15 protein-coding genes are annotated in these 17,333 nt (G+C 65.8%); 7 read left to right on the top strand and 8 right to left on the bottom strand.

Going from position 1 to position 17,333, the window contains the following annotated elements; all coding sequences use genetic code 11:
• The first annotated feature begins 86 nt into the window (after positions 1 to 86).
• From glnA to ntrC, 4 genes are all read left to right on the top strand, one after another.
• Positions 87 to 1,496: a glutamate--ammonia ligase gene (gene glnA / locus H5U26_RS09810; RefSeq protein ID WP_290619148.1), complete on the top strand. Its 1,410-nt coding sequence runs from the start codon at positions 87 to 89 to the stop codon at positions 1,494 to 1,496.
• A gap of 73 nt (positions 1,497 to 1,569) precedes the next feature.
• Positions 1,570 to 2,139 carry a DUF4124 domain-containing protein gene (locus tag H5U26_RS09805; RefSeq protein ID WP_290619146.1) on the top strand — a complete coding sequence of 190 codons (570 nt, stop codon included), beginning with the start codon at positions 1,570 to 1,572 and terminating at the stop codon, positions 2,137 to 2,139.
• 40 nt (positions 2,140 to 2,179) lie between these two features.
• Positions 2,180 to 3,277 carry a nitrogen regulation protein NR(II) gene (gene glnL, locus H5U26_RS09800; RefSeq protein ID WP_290619144.1) on the top strand — a complete coding sequence of 366 codons (1,098 nt, stop codon included), beginning with the start codon at positions 2,180 to 2,182 and terminating at the stop codon, positions 3,275 to 3,277.
• The gene (ntrC, locus tag H5U26_RS09795; RefSeq protein WP_290619142.1) at positions 3,274 to 4,674 is read left to right on the top strand and encodes a nitrogen regulation protein NR(I); all 1,401 of its coding nucleotides are present in this window, start codon (positions 3,274 to 3,276) and stop codon (positions 4,672 to 4,674) included. The genes glnL and ntrC overlap by 4 nt, the downstream gene beginning before the upstream one ends.
• A gap of 39 nt (positions 4,675 to 4,713) precedes the next feature.
• Here the strand turns inward: ntrC and xth are convergent, their stop codons facing one another.
• The 8 genes from xth to H5U26_RS09755 all read right to left on the bottom strand — a co-directional run bounded on the left by xth (position 4,714) and on the right by H5U26_RS09755 (position 12,681).
• The gene (gene xth / locus H5U26_RS09790) at positions 4,714 to 5,496 is read right to left on the bottom strand and encodes an exodeoxyribonuclease III (protein WP_290619140.1); all 783 of its coding nucleotides are present in this window, start codon (positions 5,494 to 5,496) and stop codon (positions 4,714 to 4,716) included.
• Positions 5,497 to 5,625: 129 nt separating this feature from the next.
• A complete protein-coding gene (locus tag H5U26_RS09785) occupies positions 5,626 to 5,874 on the bottom strand; it encodes an acyl carrier protein (RefSeq protein ID WP_290619137.1) in 249 nt (82 codons plus the stop codon).
• Positions 5,871 to 7,211 carry a dihydrolipoamide acetyltransferase family protein gene (locus tag H5U26_RS09780; RefSeq protein WP_290619135.1) on the bottom strand — a complete coding sequence of 447 codons (1,341 nt, stop codon included), beginning with the start codon at positions 7,209 to 7,211 and terminating at the stop codon, positions 5,871 to 5,873. Before H5U26_RS09780 ends, H5U26_RS09785 begins: the two co-directional genes overlap by 4 nt.
• A complete protein-coding gene (locus H5U26_RS09775; RefSeq protein ID WP_290619133.1) occupies positions 7,204 to 8,187 on the bottom strand; it encodes an alpha-ketoacid dehydrogenase subunit beta in 984 nt (327 codons plus the stop codon). Before H5U26_RS09775 ends, H5U26_RS09780 begins: the two co-directional genes overlap by 8 nt.
• On the bottom strand, positions 8,184 to 9,158 hold the full coding sequence (gene pdhA / locus H5U26_RS09770) for a pyruvate dehydrogenase (acetyl-transferring) E1 component subunit alpha (RefSeq protein WP_290619132.1): 975 nt from the start codon (positions 9,156 to 9,158) through the stop codon (positions 8,184 to 8,186). The genes H5U26_RS09775 and pdhA overlap by 4 nt, the downstream gene beginning before the upstream one ends.
• Positions 9,158 to 10,912 carry an acetate--CoA ligase gene (acsA, locus tag H5U26_RS09765; RefSeq protein ID WP_290619131.1) on the bottom strand — a complete coding sequence of 585 codons (1,755 nt, stop codon included), beginning with the start codon at positions 10,910 to 10,912 and terminating at the stop codon, positions 9,158 to 9,160. Before acsA ends, pdhA begins: the two co-directional genes overlap by 1 nt.
• Before the next feature lie 223 nt (positions 10,913 to 11,135).
• Positions 11,136 to 12,431, bottom strand: a complete 1,296-nt coding sequence (locus H5U26_RS09760) for a type II toxin-antitoxin system HipA family toxin (protein WP_290619129.1) — start codon at positions 12,429 to 12,431, stop codon at positions 11,136 to 11,138.
• On the bottom strand, positions 12,421 to 12,681 hold the full coding sequence (locus H5U26_RS09755; RefSeq protein WP_290619128.1) for a helix-turn-helix transcriptional regulator: 261 nt from the start codon (positions 12,679 to 12,681) through the stop codon (positions 12,421 to 12,423). Before H5U26_RS09755 ends, H5U26_RS09760 begins: the two co-directional genes overlap by 11 nt.
• A gap of 276 nt (positions 12,682 to 12,957) precedes the next feature.
• On the opposite strand from H5U26_RS09755, the gene H5U26_RS09750 reads away from it, so the two are divergent.
• From H5U26_RS09750 to H5U26_RS09740, 3 genes are all read left to right on the top strand, one after another.
• Positions 12,958 to 14,082, top strand: coding sequence for a Fic family protein (locus H5U26_RS09750; protein WP_290619126.1), 1,125 nt, complete (start codon positions 12,958 to 12,960; stop codon positions 14,080 to 14,082).
• A 69-nt stretch (positions 14,083 to 14,151) separates the two neighbouring features.
• Positions 14,152 to 15,275, top strand: a protein-coding gene (locus H5U26_RS09745) for an IS3 family transposase (protein WP_290619124.1) whose coding sequence is annotated in 2 segments (ribosomal slippage) — positions 14,152 to 14,371 and positions 14,371 to 15,275 — 1,125 coding nt in all. Because the reading frame shifts where the segments join, the coding sequence is not laid out codon by codon here.
• A 66-nt stretch (positions 15,276 to 15,341) separates the two neighbouring features.
• The gene (locus tag H5U26_RS09740; RefSeq protein ID WP_290619122.1) at positions 15,342 to 17,180 is read left to right on the top strand and encodes a DUF262 domain-containing protein; all 1,839 of its coding nucleotides are present in this window, start codon (positions 15,342 to 15,344) and stop codon (positions 17,178 to 17,180) included.
• Positions 17,181 to 17,333 lie beyond the last annotated feature (153 nt).

The following is a 17,333-nucleotide window of genomic DNA, read 5'->3' as shown; positions in this document are numbered from 1 at the left end:
CCCGAAAGTCGATGTCCGACCGGACATCCGCCCGGGCTGTTTTCCCGTTCGCCTAGTCAGCAATCCGCCCTAAGGAGCGTACCTACATGTCAGCGTCTGATGTGCTCAAGAAGATCGGTGAGCAGAACGTCAAGTTCCTCGACCTTCGCTTCACCGACACGCGCGGCAAGGAGCAACACCTCACCATCCCCACCGCGCGCATCGATGGCGACTTCTTCGAGCGCGGCATGATGTTCGACGGCTCGTCCATCGCCGGCTGGAAGGGCATCAACGAATCCGACATGGTGCTCATGCCCGACACGCAGACCGCGGTCATGGACCCGTTCACCGACGAGGCCACGATCAACATCACCTGCGACGTGCTGGAACCCCACACCATGCAGGGCTACGAACGCGACCCGCGCTCCGTGGCGCGCCGCGCCGAGGCTTACCTGAAATCGACCGGCATCGCCGACACGGCGTTTTTCGGCCCGGAGCCGGAATTCTTCATTTTTGACGACGTGCGCTGGGGTGCCGGCCTGAGCGGCAGCTTCGTCGAAATCGATTCCGAGGAAGCCCACTGGCGCTCTGGCACCGCGTTTGATGTTGGCAACAAGGGCCATCGGCCGGGCGTGAAAGGTGGCTACTTTCCGGTGCCCCCGGTCGACTCCCTGCACAACATCCGCACCGCAATGGTGCTGGCGATGGAGGAGATGGGCCTGGAAGTGGAAGTGCATCACCATGAGGTCGCCACTGCCGGTCAGTGTGAAATCGGCGTCAAGTTCAACACCCTGGTGCGCAAGGCCGACGAGGTCCAGGTGCTCAAGTACGTGGTGCTGAACGTCGCCCACAACTACGGCAAAACGGCCACCTTCATGCCCAAGCCGCTGGTCGGCGACAACGGCAGCGGCATGCACGTACACCAGTCGCTGTCCAAGGGCGGTGTGAACCTGTTTGCCGGCGACAAGTACGGCGGCCTGTCGGAACTGGCGCTGTACTACATCGGCGGCATCTTCAAGCACGCCAAGGCGCTGAACGCCCTCACCAACCCGGGCACCAACAGCTACAAGCGCCTGGTGCCCGGCTTCGAGGCACCGGTGATGCTGGCCTACTCGGCCCGCAACCGCTCGGCCTCGGTGCGCATCCCGTGGGTGTCCAGCCCCAAGGCTCGGCGTATCGAGGTGCGCTTCCCGGACCCGACCGCCAACCCCTACCTCGCCTTTGCCGCCATGCTGATGGCGGGCCTCGACGGTATCAAGAACAAGATCCATCCGGGCGAGGCGATGGACAAGGATCTGTACGATTTGCCGGCCGAGGAAGCCAAGGCCATCCCGCAGGTGTGCCATTCGCTGGATATGGCGCTGGACGCGCTGGACGCGGATCGTGACTTCCTGACCGCAGGCGGCGTGTTCACCGACGACATGATCGACGGCTACATCGAGCTGAAGATGCAGGACGTCACGCGCGTGCGCATGACGACCCATCCGGTCGAGTTCGACATGTACTACAGTTGCTGACCCATCCCGTGGGGGCTTCGCGAGAAGCCCCCACGGGATATTTCAGCCGTCGGCATATCGATTGGGCGTCAGCATGATTTCTTTCCGCCCGGTAGTGTTCTGTCTCGTTGTTTTGACCCTGCCCCTGCCGGGTCTGGCGACGCGGGTTTATCAGTCGAAGGGACCGGACGGCTCGACGGTGTTCTCGGACCAGCCCAGCCCGGGCGCACGCGAGATCGATATCGACCTGCCGGCCGCCAGTGAGCCCGCGGCGACGGCAGTACCAAAGCCAGCCGCTGCCACCGCGTCGCCCACTGAGGCCGACAAGACCGAGGCTTACACCACCTTGCTGATCACCGAACCGGCCAACGATTCCGTGCACTGGTTCGCGCAAGGACCGGTGAGGGTGCAGGCACGGATCGTCCCGCCGCTTGCCGAGGGACATGTACTGGTCCCGCTGCTGGACGGCGTGGCGCAAGGCGATGGCGTCCCTGCCAGCGGCTTTGCCCTGACGGATCTCGACCCCGGCACGTACGAGCTGTCGGTCGTCATTCGCGACGCGCAGGGCAAGGACCTGAAGCAAAGCCCTGCCATCCGCTTTCATTTCAAACGCCAGTCCTTGAACCTTCCGGCCCGCAAACCACCACCCCGCAGCGGCAGCTGATACATCCTTCAGCGGCATCTGCTCTTGCCGCGATCTGCCCATGCAAATCCCCCTGGACCACGATGTCGCCAGCACCGACCACGCCGGGCGTGCGGTACTGGACAACCTGCAAACGGCCGTGCTGGTCATCGATGACCAGCAGCGCGTGGCCTACCTGAACCAGGCGGGCGAGATCTTGCTGGGCGCAAGTGCCCGCCAGTTGCGCGGCCAGCCGCTTGGGCACCTGCTGCATGATCCGGCCCTGCCCGCCCTGGTTGCGGAAACCCTCGAGCGTCAGCAACCGGTGCTGCGGCACGACCTCAATTTCGAGCTGCCCGGCAACCCCGCCAAACGCTTCAACTGCTGGCTGACGCCGCTCGACGGGCCAGATGCCAAAGGACTCATCCTTGAAATTGCAGCCACCGGCCCGCTTGGCGATACCCAGCGCGAGAGCCAGCTGCTGGCCCAGCAGGAAGCCAACCGGCTGATGCTGCGCGGCCTGGCACACGAGATCAAAAACCCGCTCGGTGGCCTGCGCGGTGCCGCTCAGCTGCTGGAGCGGGAACTGGCCGACCCAGAGCTTGCCGAGTACACGCAGATCATCATCGGCGAAGCCGATCGCCTGAAGAAACTCATCGATCGCATGCTCAGCCCAGAACTGGCACCCGAGATGGCCCGCGTCAGCGTGCACGAGGTGCTGGAACGGGTCCGCGCGCTGGTGGCCGCCGACCTGCCGCCGCAACTGAGCATCGAGTACGACTACGACCCCAGCCTGCCGGACCTGTGGGCCGACCGCGAACAGCTGATACAGGCGTTTCTGAACCTGGTCCGCAATGCCGTCCAGTCGGTGGACGAAGCCGATTGCCGCCCCGGCCGGGTAGTGCTGCGCACCCGGGTACGCCGCCGCATGACCATCGCCGGCCGGCACCACCGCCTGCTGGTACAGGTGGACGTGATCGACAACGGCCCGGGCGTGCCGGAGCACCTGCGCGAACAGATTTTCCATCCGCTGATCACCGGTCGCAGCACCGGCACCGGGCTTGGCCTGTCGATTGCTCAGTCCCTGGTCAGTCGGCACGAAGGCTGCATCAACTTCCACAGCGCGCCGGGGAACACCGTGTTTTCCGTGCTGCTGCCGATTGCCGGAGAACGCCGATGAATCGCCAGGGACGCGTATGGGTGGTCGATGACGACCGTTCGATACGCTGGGTACTGTGCCGCGCGCTGCAAAGTGCGGGCTTCCAGGCCATTGAGTTCGAAGACGCCGAACGTGCCAGCGCGGCCCTGGCCGGTGACGAGCCCGATGCGATCGTTTCCGACGTGCGCATGCCCGGTCGCAGCGGCTTCGATCTGCTGGCCGAGCTGCGCGAGCGCGCGCCCAAGGTACCGGTGATCATCACCACCGCCTACCCAGATCTGGACAGCGCGGTGTCGGCCTTCCAGGGTGGCGCCTTCGAGCACCTGCCAAAGCCGTTCGACATCGACGATGCGGTTGACCTGGTCAGCCGGGCCATCGCGCAGCGGCGCGAGAACACGACCACCGCAGAGCAGCCGCAACCGGCCGCGCCGTCTGACATGATCGGTTCCGCGCCGGCCATGCAGGAGGTGTTTCGGGCCATCGGGCGCCTGTCGCGGTCCAGCATCAACGTGCTGATCACCGGCGAGTCGGGTACTGGCAAGGAGCTGATCGCGCGCGCCCTGCACCGCCACAGCCCGCGCAGCAGCGGGCCGTTCATCGCGCTGAATATGGCCGCCATCAACCGCGAACTGCTCGAATCCGAGCTGTTCGGCCACGAGCGCGGGGCCTTCACCGGCGCCCAGGCGCTGCGCCGCGGACGCTTCGAACAGGCGCATGGCGGCACGCTGTTTCTGGACGAGATCGGCGACATGCCGGCCGAACTGCAAACCCGACTGCTGCGCGTGCTGCAGGAAGGCGAGTTCTACCGGGTCGGCGCCCACGCGCCGCTGCAGGTGGACGTGCGGGTGATCGCGGCCACCCACCAGAATCTCGAACTGCAGGTACAGGCCGGCAAGTTCCGCGAGGATCTGCTGCACCGCCTCAATGTGGTGCGCGTCCGCGTGCCGCCGCTGCGCGAACGGCGCGAGGACATCCCGGGCCTGGTGCTGCACTTCCTGACCCGCGCCGCGAAGGAATTGCAGGTCGACTGCAAGACCGTCGCCCCGCAGGTGCTGGAGCGGCTCAGCCATTTCGACTGGCCCGGCAACGTGCGCCAACTCGAAAACGTCTGCCGCTGGCTGACCGTCATGACACCCACGCAGGTGGTACGGATCGACGACCTGCCGACCGAGGTGGTCGGCGCGCCGGCGACGCTGGACGAGGATTGGCAAAGCGCGCTGCGCCGCTGGGCCGCCGGACGCCTGGCCTGCGGCGAGCGTGGCGTCATGAACGACCTGACGCCGGCCTTCGAGCGGCTGATGATCGGCGTTGCGCTCGAGCGCACCGGCGGGCGTCGCCAGGACGCGGCCCTGCTGCTCGGCTGGGGTCGCAACACGCTGACCCGCAAGATCAAGGAACTGGGGATCGCCGACGACTGACCGCCGCTCCCGCGCCTGCCGCAGCAGCTCGCCGTCCGGTCAGGCCAGCGCGGCGGCGTCCAGTTCCAGCAACACCGGCGCGTGATCCGACGGCCGCTCGGCACGGCGCAGGTCAAGCTCCACCCGGCAGGCGCGGCACGCGCCCAATAGCGGCGTACTGGCCAGAATGTGGTCGATGCGCAGCCCATGGTCGCGCCGGAATGCGGCGGCACGATAATCCCACCAGGTGAACGCCCGCAGGTCCGGATTCAGATGCCGGAACGTGTCGTGCAGACCCAGCGCCATGATCCCGGCCAGGGCTGCCCGCTCGGGGTCGCTGACCAGCACCTGACCCTGCCAGGCAACCGGATCGTGCACATCGATATCGGCCGGGGCGATGTTGAAATCGCCCATCACCAGCACCTTGGGTGACTCGCGCAGCAGCGCCTGCAGGTAGCGCCGCAAGTCCTCCAGCCAACCGAGCTTGTACGCGTACTTGTCGGAACCGACCTCACTGCCGTTTGGCACGTAAGCGCACACCACGTCCAACGCGCCGAAACGGGCGGCGACGAAGCGCTTCTGCTCGTCCTGAAGCCGCCCAGGCAGCGCCATCAGCGGGGTGCCCGGCGGCTCGCGACTGAGCAAGGCCACGCCGTTGTACGTACGCTGACCGACAAACACCGCTCGGTAGCCCGCCGCCGCCAGCTGCGCTACCGGAAACTCCTCGTCGGCGACTTTCGTTTCCTGCAGCCCGACGATGTCGGGCGCCGCCCGCTCCAGCCAGTCGAGCAATTGCGGCAGACGCACGCGCAGCGAATTGACGTTCCAGGTCGCGACTTTCAAGACACCCTGCTGGTGATTGGCGGACCCGATGGGCACCCGGTCCGAAGCGCCCGGCATTCTAGGCGGTCCCGCGAGGTATGTGTTGCCGCCGGCTGGGCGCAGTGGCCGCGTCGCGACTGGGCGGCGGCGTCAGCCCGGCAGCTTTTTCATGAGGTAATGCACCGCGCCATTGAGGCTGGCCAGGCGCGGGTAGTCCAGTTCCGGAATCGGCACGCCGAGCTGCTTGTGCACGGCGGTGACGAAGTTCAGGAAGTCCATCGAGTCGATGTCGAGCTGGTCGCGAAAGCTCTGCTCGGGGTCGATGTCGATCTCGCGCGCCTCGGGCGCGATGGCGCCCAGGATGGCGAGCAGGCGCTCGCGCAGTTCGGCTTCGGTCATAGCTCCTCCGGTTTTTGCAGCAGGCGGTCGAGCGCCGCCAGGAACAGCGCGCCGCGGTGGCCGTCGCTGACACGGTGATCGCCGGCCAGGGTGAGGGTGATGACGCGGCGCACGGCCAGCCCCTCGCCGACCACCCACGGCCGGCGCACCACGGAGCCCGCACCCACCACTGCCACCTGCGGCGGGGTGATGATGGGATACAGCGTCTCGACGCCGTTGTCGCCAAGGCTGGACAGGGTGATGGTGGGGTCGGTCAGTTCGGAGCTGCGCAGCCCGCCGGCGCGGGCGCGCTGCACCAGGTCCTTCAGCTCCGTCATCAGCGTATCCAGATCCTTGTCCGCCACGTCGTGCAGGGCGGGCGCGATCAGCCCGCGCCGGCGCAGCGCCACGGCCACGCCGACATGTGCAGCGGCTGATGGCTCGAAGCGCTCCTGGCGCCAGAAGCCGTTCAGTTCCGGCACTTCCTTGAGCGCCCGCGCCAGCGCCTTGATCAGCAGCACGGCGTACAGCAGGCGCTGTTCGGGATCGCGCTGCGCATTGACGCGCTCGACGAAGCGCAGCGCCGGCTCGAAGTCGACCGTGGTGGCCAGGTAGTAGTGCGGGATTTCGCGCTTGGAGCGGGCCATGGCGGCGGCGATGGCGCGACGCATGGCGTCGGGCTCGAACGGCGCGGCGGATGGTCGGGCGGGCGCCGCCGGCTTCGCACTGGCCGCGGCGCGCTCCAGGTCCGCCACGGTGATCGCCCCCTTGGCGCCGCTGCCGGTGACCTGCGCCAGATCGATCCCCAGTTCCAGCGCCCGCTGGCGCACCGACGGGCTGGCACGGGGCTCCCGTACCGGCTGCTTTGCAGGTGCCGCCTCGACGTCGGCCAGCGTGATGGCGCCGCCGGGGCCGCTGCCGGTGAGCGTGGCCAGGTCGATGCCCAGCGCGGCGGCGCGCTGGCGGGCTGCCGGCGAGGCACGCAGCCGTTCGCGCGGGGACGGTTCGCCGCTTGGGATGGCAGGCGCCGGGGCCGGCGCAGCCGGTGGTGCAGGAGCGGCGGCTGGTGCAGGCGGATGCATTGGTGCGGCGGCTGTGGCGGGTGGCTCTGGCGCCGTCTCGCCGTCGCTGCGCACGGTGGCCAGCACGGTGCCGACCGGCACTTCGGCGCCCGGTGGCACCACCAGCGATTCGACCACGCCGCTGTCGAAGATCTCGACGTCGATGGCGCCCTTCTGCGTCTCCACCACCGCCACGATGTCGCCGCGCCGGACCCGGTCCCCCGGCTTGATGCGCCACTCGATCAGCTTGCCGCTTTCCATGTCGCTGCCCAGCGACGGCATGACGAAATCAGCCACGCCCGAGTACCCCGCGCGCGGCGGCGACGATGCCATTCACCTGCGGCAGGGCGGCATCCTCCAGGTGCTTGGCGTACGGAATCGGCACCTCGGCGCTGCACACGCGCGCCGGCGGCGCGTCCAGGTCGTAGAAGGCCTGCTCGACGATGCGGGCGCTGATTTCCGCCGCCAGGCTGCCGCTGCGCCAGCCCTCGTCCACGATCACCGCCCGCCGCGTCCGGCGCACCGAGGCCATGATCGTGGCGTCGTCCAGCGGGCGCAGGCAGCGCAGGTCGATGACCTCCGCCTCGATGCCGTCGCCGGCCATCTGCTCGGCCGCGGTCAGCGTCTTGGGCAGGCTGCCGCCGTAGCTGATGAGCGTCACGTCCCGGCCGGGCCGGCGCACGGCGGCGCCGGTCAGCGGCACCGAATCGACCGCGTCCAGCGGGCCCTCGGCGTTGTAGAGCATGACGTGCTCGAACACGATCACCGGGTCCGGATCGGCCAGCGCGGCGGCCAGCATGTGGCGGGCATCGGTGACGGTGGCCGGGGCGACGATCTTCAACCCCGGGATGTGGGCGTACCAGCCCTCCAGGCTGTGCGAGTGCTGCGCCGCCAGTTGCCGGCCGGCGCCGGTGGCCATGCGGATCACCAACGGTACCGACACCTGGCCGCCGGACATGTGGCGCAGCGTGGCGGCGTTGTTCAGTATCTGGTCCAGTGCCAGCAGGCTGAAGTTGACGGTCATGATCTCGACGATCGGCCGCATACCGCCCAGCGCCGCGCCGATGCCGGCGCCGGTGAAGGCCGATTCCGACAGCGGCGTGTCGCGGATGCGCTCCTCGCCGAATTCCTCCAGCAGGCCCTTGCTGACGGCGTAGCAGCCGCCGTAGCGGCCGACGTCCTCGCCCATCAGGAACACCCGCGGGTCGCTCGCCAGTGCCTGGCGCAGCGCCTGGCGCATCGCCTCGCGGTAGGTCAGGGTGGCGGCGTTCATGCCGGTTGGTCCGTGTAGACGTCGCGCGTCAGCCGGTCTACCGGTTCGAGTGTGCCGGCCTCGGCAAAGGCCACCGCCGCCGCCACTTCGGCGTCCACTTCGGCCTGCAGCGCGGCGCGTGCGTCGTCCGCGAGCAGGCCAAGGTTGCGCGCCTCGCGCTCGAACAGGTCGATCGGGTCACGGGCGCGCCAGCGCTCGACCTCTGCCTTGTCGCGGTACAGCTGGCTGTCGAACATGGAGTGCGCCCGAAAGCGGAACGTGTGGCATTCGAGCAGGTACGGACCGTGGCCGCCGCGCACGTAGGCGATGGCGGTTTGCGCCGCCTCGCACACGGCGAGCAGATCCATGCCGTCCACGGCCGCCGAGGCAAGGCCGTAGCTGCGGGCCTTCAGGTGAATGTCGGTCTCGGCCTCGGAACGGGCCAGCGCCGTGCCCATGGCGTACTGGTTGTTCTCGCACACGAACAGCGCCGGCAGGCGCCACAGGGCAGCCAGGTTCAGCGACTCATGAAACTCGCCCTCGGCCGCCGCGCCCTCGCCGAAGAAGCACACGCTGACCTGCGGGCGCTGCTGCATGGCGTCGGCCAGCGCCAGTCCGACCGTCAGCGGCAGGCCGCCGGCGACGATGGCATTGCCGCCGTACAGGCGCGCGGCGGCGTCGAACAGGTGCATGGAGCCGCCGCGGCCGTGGCTGCAGCCCTCCTGCTTGCCGAACATCTCGGCCATCACGGCGCCCATGTCGACGCCGCGCACCAGCGCGTGGCCGTGTTCGCGGTAGGTGGCGACGATGGCGTCGGCCGCGTCCAGCAGCGGGATGATGCCGGCGGCGATGGCTTCCTCGCCGTTGTACAGGTGCAGGAAGCCGCGAATCCGGGTGGCGCTGTACTGCTCGGCGCAGGCGTCCTCGAAGGCACGGATGCGCAGCATGTGCCGCAGCAGGGCGTGTGCGGTATCGGCGTCCGGCAGGGCCATCAGGCGTTCTCCAGGGTCGAGGTATCGCCCTCGGGCAGGCCCAGTTCGCGCGCCTTCAGCAGCCGGCGCATGATCTTGCCGCTGCGCGTCTTGGGCAGGCTGGGCGCGAATTCGATTTCCTTGGGCGCCACCACGGCGCCCAAGCGCTTGCGGGCGTGCGCCAGCAGCGCGTCGTGCAGTGCCGCATCCGGCTCGAAGCCCGGTTTCAGGGCCACGAAGGCCTTGATGATCTCGCCGGCCACCGGATCCGGCTTGCCGATGACGCCGCATTCGGCCACCGCCGGGTGCTGCATGAACACGTCCTCGACCTCGAATGGGCCGATCAGGTGGCCGGAGGTCTTGATCACGTCGTCGGCGCGGCCGACGAACCAGTAGTAGCCGTCCGCGTCGCGGCGGGCCAGATCGCCGGACAGGTACCAGTCGCCGACGAAGCACTTGCGGTAGCGCTCTTCCTCGCCCAGATAACCGCGGAACATGGACGGCCAGCCGGCCTTCAATACCAGCTGTCCTTGCTCGCCGGGGCGCTCGACGAACTCCAGGCGGCCGTCCTTGGCGACATTGGCGATGGCCGCCTCGATGCCCGGCAGCGGCTTGCCCATGGAGCCGGGCTTGATGTCCATGGCGGCGAAGTTGGCGATCATGATGCCGCCGGTCTCGGTCTGCCACCAGTTGTCGTGAAACGGCTGGCCGAGCGCGCGCTGGCTCCAGATCACCGCTTCGGAGTTCAGCGGCTCGCCGACGCTGGCCATGAAGCGCAGCCGCGACAGGTCGAAGCGCGCCGGCAGCTCGTCGCCCAGGCGCATCAGCATGCGGATGGCGGTCGGCGCCGTGTACCAGACGTCGACCTTCTGCTCCTGCAGGATGCCGTACCAGCGCTGGGCGTCGAATTCCTCGGCATCCACCACCAGCGTGGCGCCGATCACCAGCGGCGCGATGATGCCGTACGAGGTGCCGGTCACCCAGCCGGGGTCGGCGGTGCACCAGAACACGTCACCCGGGTGCAGATCCAGCGCCAGCCGACCGGTAACGTAGTGCTGCAACACCGCCGCGTGCACGTGCACGGCGCCCTTGGGCCGGCCGGTGGTGCCGGAGGTGAAGTGCAGCAGGGCCATGTCCTCGCCGCCGGTGGGTGGAATGTCGAAGCTGTCGTCGGCATTGGCCATGAGCGTCGCAAGGCTTTGCGTGTCGCTGCCGGCGCTGGCGGCGTCGCCCACCAGCAGCACGTGTTGCAACTGCGGCAATTGATCGCGCAGGGCCGCCACCTTGCGCTGGTACAGCTGTGGCGTGGTCACCAGCACGCGGGCGCCGCCCAGCTCCAGCCGGGCGCGGATCGGCTCCGGGCCGAAAGCCGAAAACATCGGACAGAACACGGCGCCGGCCTTGAGCGCACCCAGCGCCGTCACATACAGCTGCGGGACGCGCCCCAGCAGGCTGAACACCCGCTCGCCCCTGCCCACCCCGAGCGCGGCCAGCACATTGGCGAAGCGGTTGGCTTCGGCCGCCAGCCCGGCGTAGGTGAACTCGCGCGCCACGCCGTCACGCGACAGGCAACGCAAGGCCACCTGCCCGCCACGGCCGTTTTGCACGTGCCGGTCGAGCGCCTCGAAGGCGATGTTGATGCCGCCGCCCGGCAGACCGCGCAGGGCCAGGCGCTCCACGCCCCAATTGAAGCTGGCACACGTGGCGGAGTAATCGGCCAGGTTAGGCAATGCGAGGCTGCCCCGGGCGGCCTTTCGGATCAGCGTGTCGGCCATGACGGGCTCCGGTCCGGTGCAGCGGCACACAGCAGTGTAGGAACCACGTACGCGCGGGGCACTGATCGGGGTCATGCCGGACGCCCGGTAGCCAAATGCGAAGTTCCAGGCGAACCGCCGGGCGCGACGCAAGCCGAGCGCCGCGATCGATCCTGACTTCGTCTGCTCCTCGGGGCCAGTTCAATTTCCAATATGGGAATCGAAGCCGCGTCCGTCCAATGGCTCAGGCAGATGGTTTGGCGGCCGCTTCATTTTCGGCGGCGGGGTCGGTGAGCCGCCGAATCGTCAGGGCGCAGCGCTGTTCGATCAAGGCAATGATTCGCCCGACCACCGCATTTCCGGCAAAGCGGTGTCCACTGGCGGATTGGAGTTCGTGCGCGGTGGGTGGCAGTGACTTTGCCAACTCCAGGATGCGCCGTTTGGCTTGAGCCTTGGTAAAGCCTACGCCTTCGGCGAACTGGTCCCAGTGCCGCGCCTGGACTTCGCTGAACGTCTGTTTTCTGCCGATCTTCATCGCCATCTTCGGCGTCAGTGTGGGATAGACCGCGGTCGAGAGCGCGTCGTAGAGCGGCGCCAGAACGGGTGCCTTGCCTGAATACAGCAGTGAAAAATTCTTGGCATGCGCATCATGATTGCCGATCAGCGCATTGAAGATCACGTAGTCGAGCAGACGCAGGACCTGCGGCGCACTGGGGCGCGTCGCACGGCGCACCAGATCAAAGCATTGGGCCAGATCGGGGCCACCTTCATTCTGGTATTTCATTTCAGGCACCACGCCAAGCGCCTGGCAGAAATCCTCCTGATGAAGGCGTTGCCGGCGCCCCTGGGCATCGATCATTCGGTCGTAGCGCTCAACCAACAGGAACGAGCGATCCAACACAAGGTGAACTTTTGACTTTGCCGGTTTGAGCTGCATGGCCTCAGCCAGTGCCATGCAAAATCCTTCGTTGACCACACTGTCCTCAATGGCGTGGATAGCGGGCTTCAGGATATGGGAGCTCGGCGTGCCATTGAGGGGCAATCCGATGCGTACACCATCGAAAACCACCGGCAGTTTGTCCTGGGCACCCGCCAAGGAAAGCCGCAAGCCATCCTTGCCTGCCAGCATGGGGCGACGCGGCAATTCATCCAGGATGACAACCACTTCCTCGTCGCTCAGCCATTGAATGTCTTCACCGTGGGCGGGCGCGGGCAACGCCTGTCCGGCTTCCAGGAGCGTCACGGCCCCGGCGCATTCGCCACCGATGTGATCCAACAGCGCAAAGTCGTTCCGGTCCGAAACTTGGAACTGCTGCGCAATCAGACGGCGCATCTGCCCCTCTGGGAGCAGACCGGCAAAGAAGGGGCGCGTTTTGCGATCGTCGAACGGCTCCGCTTGCAAAGGCAGCGAGGCGGACAAGGCAACGGCGTCTGGCCGCGACAGCCAGCCGGGCGCATAGCAAAAGCTCAGTCGTCCATCGACCAGCGCCAGGGTGCCGACACGATCGGCGAAAAGCCAGACTTCCAGCTCAGGCGCCATGGTCGCTGCCCTCACTTCGATCGTCGGCCGCAACGCAGGGCAATCCGCTCAACTGGATCTCCCCACCCAGGGCATCGATGACCCGCAGCACGTTTTCCAGTCGCAAGGTGGGCTTGCCAGCTTCAAGGTCGACGATGAAGCGCACACCAACCCCTGCCGCCAGGGCCAACTGGGGCTGAGTCAACCCGAGCTGCTTGCGAGCGACACGAACTGCGTCGCCGAGTTGTTGAGGTGATCGAATGGATGTCATGGCTTTTCAAGTTTCCCGTTCGGGAAATTATCAACCACAACCGGCCTCTGGGCAATCGATATTTACCGATCGGGAATGTTGCGTGTGCGTAGGCCGTGGCTTGGCAATATATTTCCCGATCGGGAAATATAAGGTGGGGCTCGCCTCCAAACAGGCACCCATTTACACCCATTCCGGGGCAAGACAGCCCGTGGTGCGGCGAATGGCGCCCTCTATCACCGCACAACATGCGGCGAATAACTTGCGCATGCGGGGATTGCGGCCCACAATCTCCGCATGAATAGCGGAGATTACAAGTACATCTGGCAGGCGAGCGACTGGCCGAACTGGCACTTCGACCTGGCAGCGCTGGCCGGCCCAATGGCCGAGGTCAGTCGCGCCCAGGGGCTCTTGATGGGCCGTCTGGCCGACGTGGGCATGGCGCTGCGCGATCAGGCCAGCCTGGCCGCGCTCACCGAGGACGTGGTCAAGACCAGCGAGATCGAGGGCGAGCAGCTCAACGTCGAATCGGTGCGTTCGAGCATCGCGCGCCGATTGGGCGTGGACATCGGCGCCCTGGCCCCGGTGGATCGGCACGTCGAGGGCGTGGTCGAGATGGTGCTCGATGCCACCACCAACTGTCATGCACCGGTGTCGCGGGAGCGGCTGTTCGGCTGGCATGCCGCGCTGTTTCCCACCGGCTACTCCGGCCTTGCCAAGATCAAGGTTGGCGCCTGGCGCGACGATGCCAGCGGCCCTATGCAGGTGGTGTCTGGCCCCATCGGCCGCCAGAAGGTGCATTTCGAGGCACCGCCGGCCGATCGCCTTGAAGCCGAAACAAGCCGATTCCTCGACTGGGTCAATGGCGTATCGAACGCCCCGCCGCTGCTCAAGGCCGGGCTTGGCCACCTGTGGTTCGTCACCTTGCACCCGTTCGACGACGGCAATGGCCGTATCGCCCGTGCCATCGGCGATCTGCTACTGGCACGCGCCGACGGCAGCCCGCAACGCTTCTACAGCCTGTCGGCGCAGATCCAGCGCGAACGCAAGGCCTACTACGACATCCTGGAGCGGACCCAAAAAAGGTCGATGGACGTCACCGAGTGGCTTGCCTGGTTCCTCGACACGCTCCATCGCGCCGTCGATCAGGCACAGCACACGCTCGACGCCGTACTGACCAAGGCGCGGTTCTGGCAGCGCTGGGCGACCACACCACTGAACGAGCGACAGGTGAAGTTGCTGAACCAGCTGCTCGACGGCTTCGAAGGCAAACTCACCAGCAGCAAGTGGGCGGCCATTGCCAAGTGCTCGCCGGACACGGCGCTGCGCGACATCAACGACCTGCTTGCGCGGGGCGTGCTGCGGAAATCGAATGCGGGCGGGCGCAGCACCAGCTATAAACTGAACGATCTGCCGGAGTAGCCGCGTCTGGGTTCACCCCGTTTTCACGGACACTTACGAGAAGGCCGATCGAGGCCATGAGGAGTGTTCATGTCGAAGCGAAGGAAGTTCAGTGCGGAGTTCAAGCGCGGTGCAGTTGAGCAGGCGAGCCAGCCGGGCGTCAGTTGTGCCCAGGTGGCCCGGGAGCTTGGGATCCGGGACACCCTGCTGACCCGCTGGAGGCGGGAGGCCCAGAGTCAGGGCAAGGTCGCCTTCGGCGGTACCGGAACGCCCCGGGACGAGGAACTGGCCCGGGTGAAGAAGGAGCGGGATTTTTTGCCAGAAGCGGCGACGTTCTTTGCCAAGGGATCATCCTGAGGTATCAGGTGATCGAACGTTGCCGCGATGAGTTTCCGGTTCGACTGATGTGCCGTTGCCTGCGGGTATCGGCCAGCGGTTACTACGACTGGAGCAAGCGCCTGCCCAGTGCCCGACAGCTCGACAACCAGCGCTTGCTCGGCCGGATCCGTGAGCTGCACGAGGACAGCCGGGGCACGCTGGGCGCGGGTCGCATGCAGGAAGATCTTGCCGAGGAAGGCGAGTCAGCGAGCCCGAACCGGGTAGCGCGCTTGATGGCGGCCGATGGCCTGCAGGGCTGGCCTCGGCCGAAGCGGCGCGGTCAGCGCAGCCAGCCGGCGCTGACGCCGCCGGGCGTGCGCAACCTGCTGGAGCGGGACTTCACTGCATTGGAGCCGCAGACCAAGTGGGTCACCGACATCACCCAGATCAAGACCCACCAGGGCAAGCTGTACCTGTGCATCGTGCTGGACCTGTTCGACCAACGGATCGTGGGGTGGTCGATGCACCACCGCCAGGACCGGCAGAGGGTGATCCGGGCCGTGCAGATGGCTGTCTGGAAGCGCCAAAACAGCCACCCAACGATCCTGCACTCCGATCGGGGCAGCCAGTTCCAAAGCGGCGACTACCAGCGTTACGTGGCGGCCAACGGGCTGGTGTGCTCGATGAGCGCGGTGGGCCACTGCGGGGACAACGCAGCATGCGAAGGCTTCTTTGGCATGCTCAACCACCGCATGACGTACCCGACGCTCGATGCCGCACGGGCTGATGTGTTCGAATACATCGAGCGGTTCCACAACCCGAGGATGCGGCGAAGGGTCGCCAGGCAGGATCAGAAGTTCTCAACCCTTTCACAACCGTCCGTGATTTCGGGGTAGAACCCGGCCCGAGTAACCAGTTCGTCGCTTTGCGCAGCACAATTTGAAGAAGGAAGAAGGAAGAAGATGGCACGCATCGAAAACCACCAATACAGCATCGGGGAAGCATTCCGGGAGTGCTTCTACATCGTTCCGGACTACCAGCGCGAGTACGTCTGGACCGACAAGGAAGTGCATCAGCTGCTGGAGGACATCGGCGAGCAGATCGATGCTGGCACGGCGCGGCAGTATTTCATCGGCACCGTTCTGGTATCACCCACCGAGCAGAAGACCCATTACGAGGTGATCGACGGCCAGCAACGCCTGACCACTTTCTTCCTGCTGTTGTGTGCGCTGAAGCATTTATTCCAGGGCGAGCCGCAGCAACGGCAGATGATTTCCGGGTTGATCTCGACCAGCTATGTGGACAGCGACGGCGAGGTGCACACCAACCTGAAGCTGGAGCCACGTTACGAAAGCGCGGGCGAAGTGATGGCCAAGCTGGTGGAACTGGACTCTGACCCGCAGGCCGTGCGCGCGGGCATTCAAGCCGCAGGTATCACGAGCTTCGGGTCGCTTGAAAATCTGGTCAACGCCTACAGCACCCTATACAGCTACTTGAAGGACAACTACGACGACGCATCCAAGCTGAAGAAATACTGGGGCTATCTGGCCAACTACGTGGTGTTCATCCAGATCTCCACCGACGTCAGCAGCGCCCTGAAGATTTTCGAGACCATCAACGAGCGTGGCGTAGGTCTGAATCCGATGGACTTGCTCAAGAACCTGCTGTTCACGCAGGTCAAGCAGGCTCAGTTCACTCAGCTCAAAGACGAGTGGAAGAAGATCACCAAGCCGCTGGAGAAGGAGAAGGAAAAGCCGCTGCGCTTCCTGCGCTACTTCCTGATGGCCAACTACATCATCAAGAACGAGCGCGGCGACGCGGTGGTACGCGAGGACGAGATCTACGACTGGTTCATCGCCAAGGACAACGCGGCGCTGTGCGACTACGCAGGCAAACCCTTCGAGTTCGTCCGCAAGGTGATCCGCAACGTCGAGCACTACCTGGCCTTTGCCAACGGGCTGGGTAATGACGGCAAGCCCAGTCTGGCAATGGACAGTCTCAAGCGGTTGGCCGGCGGCGCGTTCAGCTTGCACTACGTCTTGCTGCTGGCAGCGGCGAACTTTCCGAAGCCGTTGTTCGACCACTTCGTGGCGCAGCTGGAGAGCTTCCTCTTCTACTACATCTTCACCAAGACGCCGACCAAGGATCTGGAACGCAGCTTCTCTCAATGGGCCGACGAGCTCCGCGCGATTGCGGAGACGACTGATCCGGTGAAGCAAAAGGTTCAGCTCAACGCCTTCGTCGCCGACCGCTTCGAGAAGAATATGGAAAGCAAGTCGCAAGAACTCGCCGACGCCCTCAAGCGCTTCACGCTGTATTCAATGCAGCAGTACCGCACACGTTACTTGCTGGCACGGCTGACCCAGCACGTCGAGATGGCGTTCAGCGGCCTCAAGACCGCGGGCAGTCTGGAGCCCTTCACCAAGCTGGAGATCGAGCACATCCTGCCCGACAACCCGAAGGCGGAACTGCGTGCAACGTGGGCGGCAGAAAACCCGAATGCGGTCTACGACGACTACAAGAATCGCCTCGGCAATCTGACCTTGCTGGAAAAGCCCATCAACATCGTCGCGGGCAATGACTTCTACAAGGCTAAGCAGGCCGAGTACGGAAAGAGCGGTAACTACCTGACCCGCAGTCTGGTGGCGCTGACCGACGTCGGGCAAAACACGTCCATCTCGCGGATCAACGCCAAGCTGGAAGCCTTCCCCAACTGGAATGCGGTGTCCATCGAGAAGCGCCACGCAATGCTCATTGCCTTGGCGCAGGATGTTTGGAAGACGACGCCAATTGACGTTTGATGTGTGAGCGCAATCACCATGGCTGATACGAGACCACCCGCGCCGATGTGCGCTGACTGCAATGCCCTGGTATGTGCAGCGCGAAGCACCAAGCCTCATGCCAATCTCGAATACAAGGACGACAGAAGGGTCTCGTCGATGATGGGCGCTGCC

It is taken from the genome of Immundisolibacter sp., from assembly GCF_014359565.1.
In the GTDB taxonomy this organism is placed as follows: domain Bacteria; phylum Pseudomonadota; class Gammaproteobacteria; order Immundisolibacterales; family Immundisolibacteraceae; genus Immundisolibacter.
This window is presented reverse-complemented; position numbering and strand designations above follow the sequence as displayed.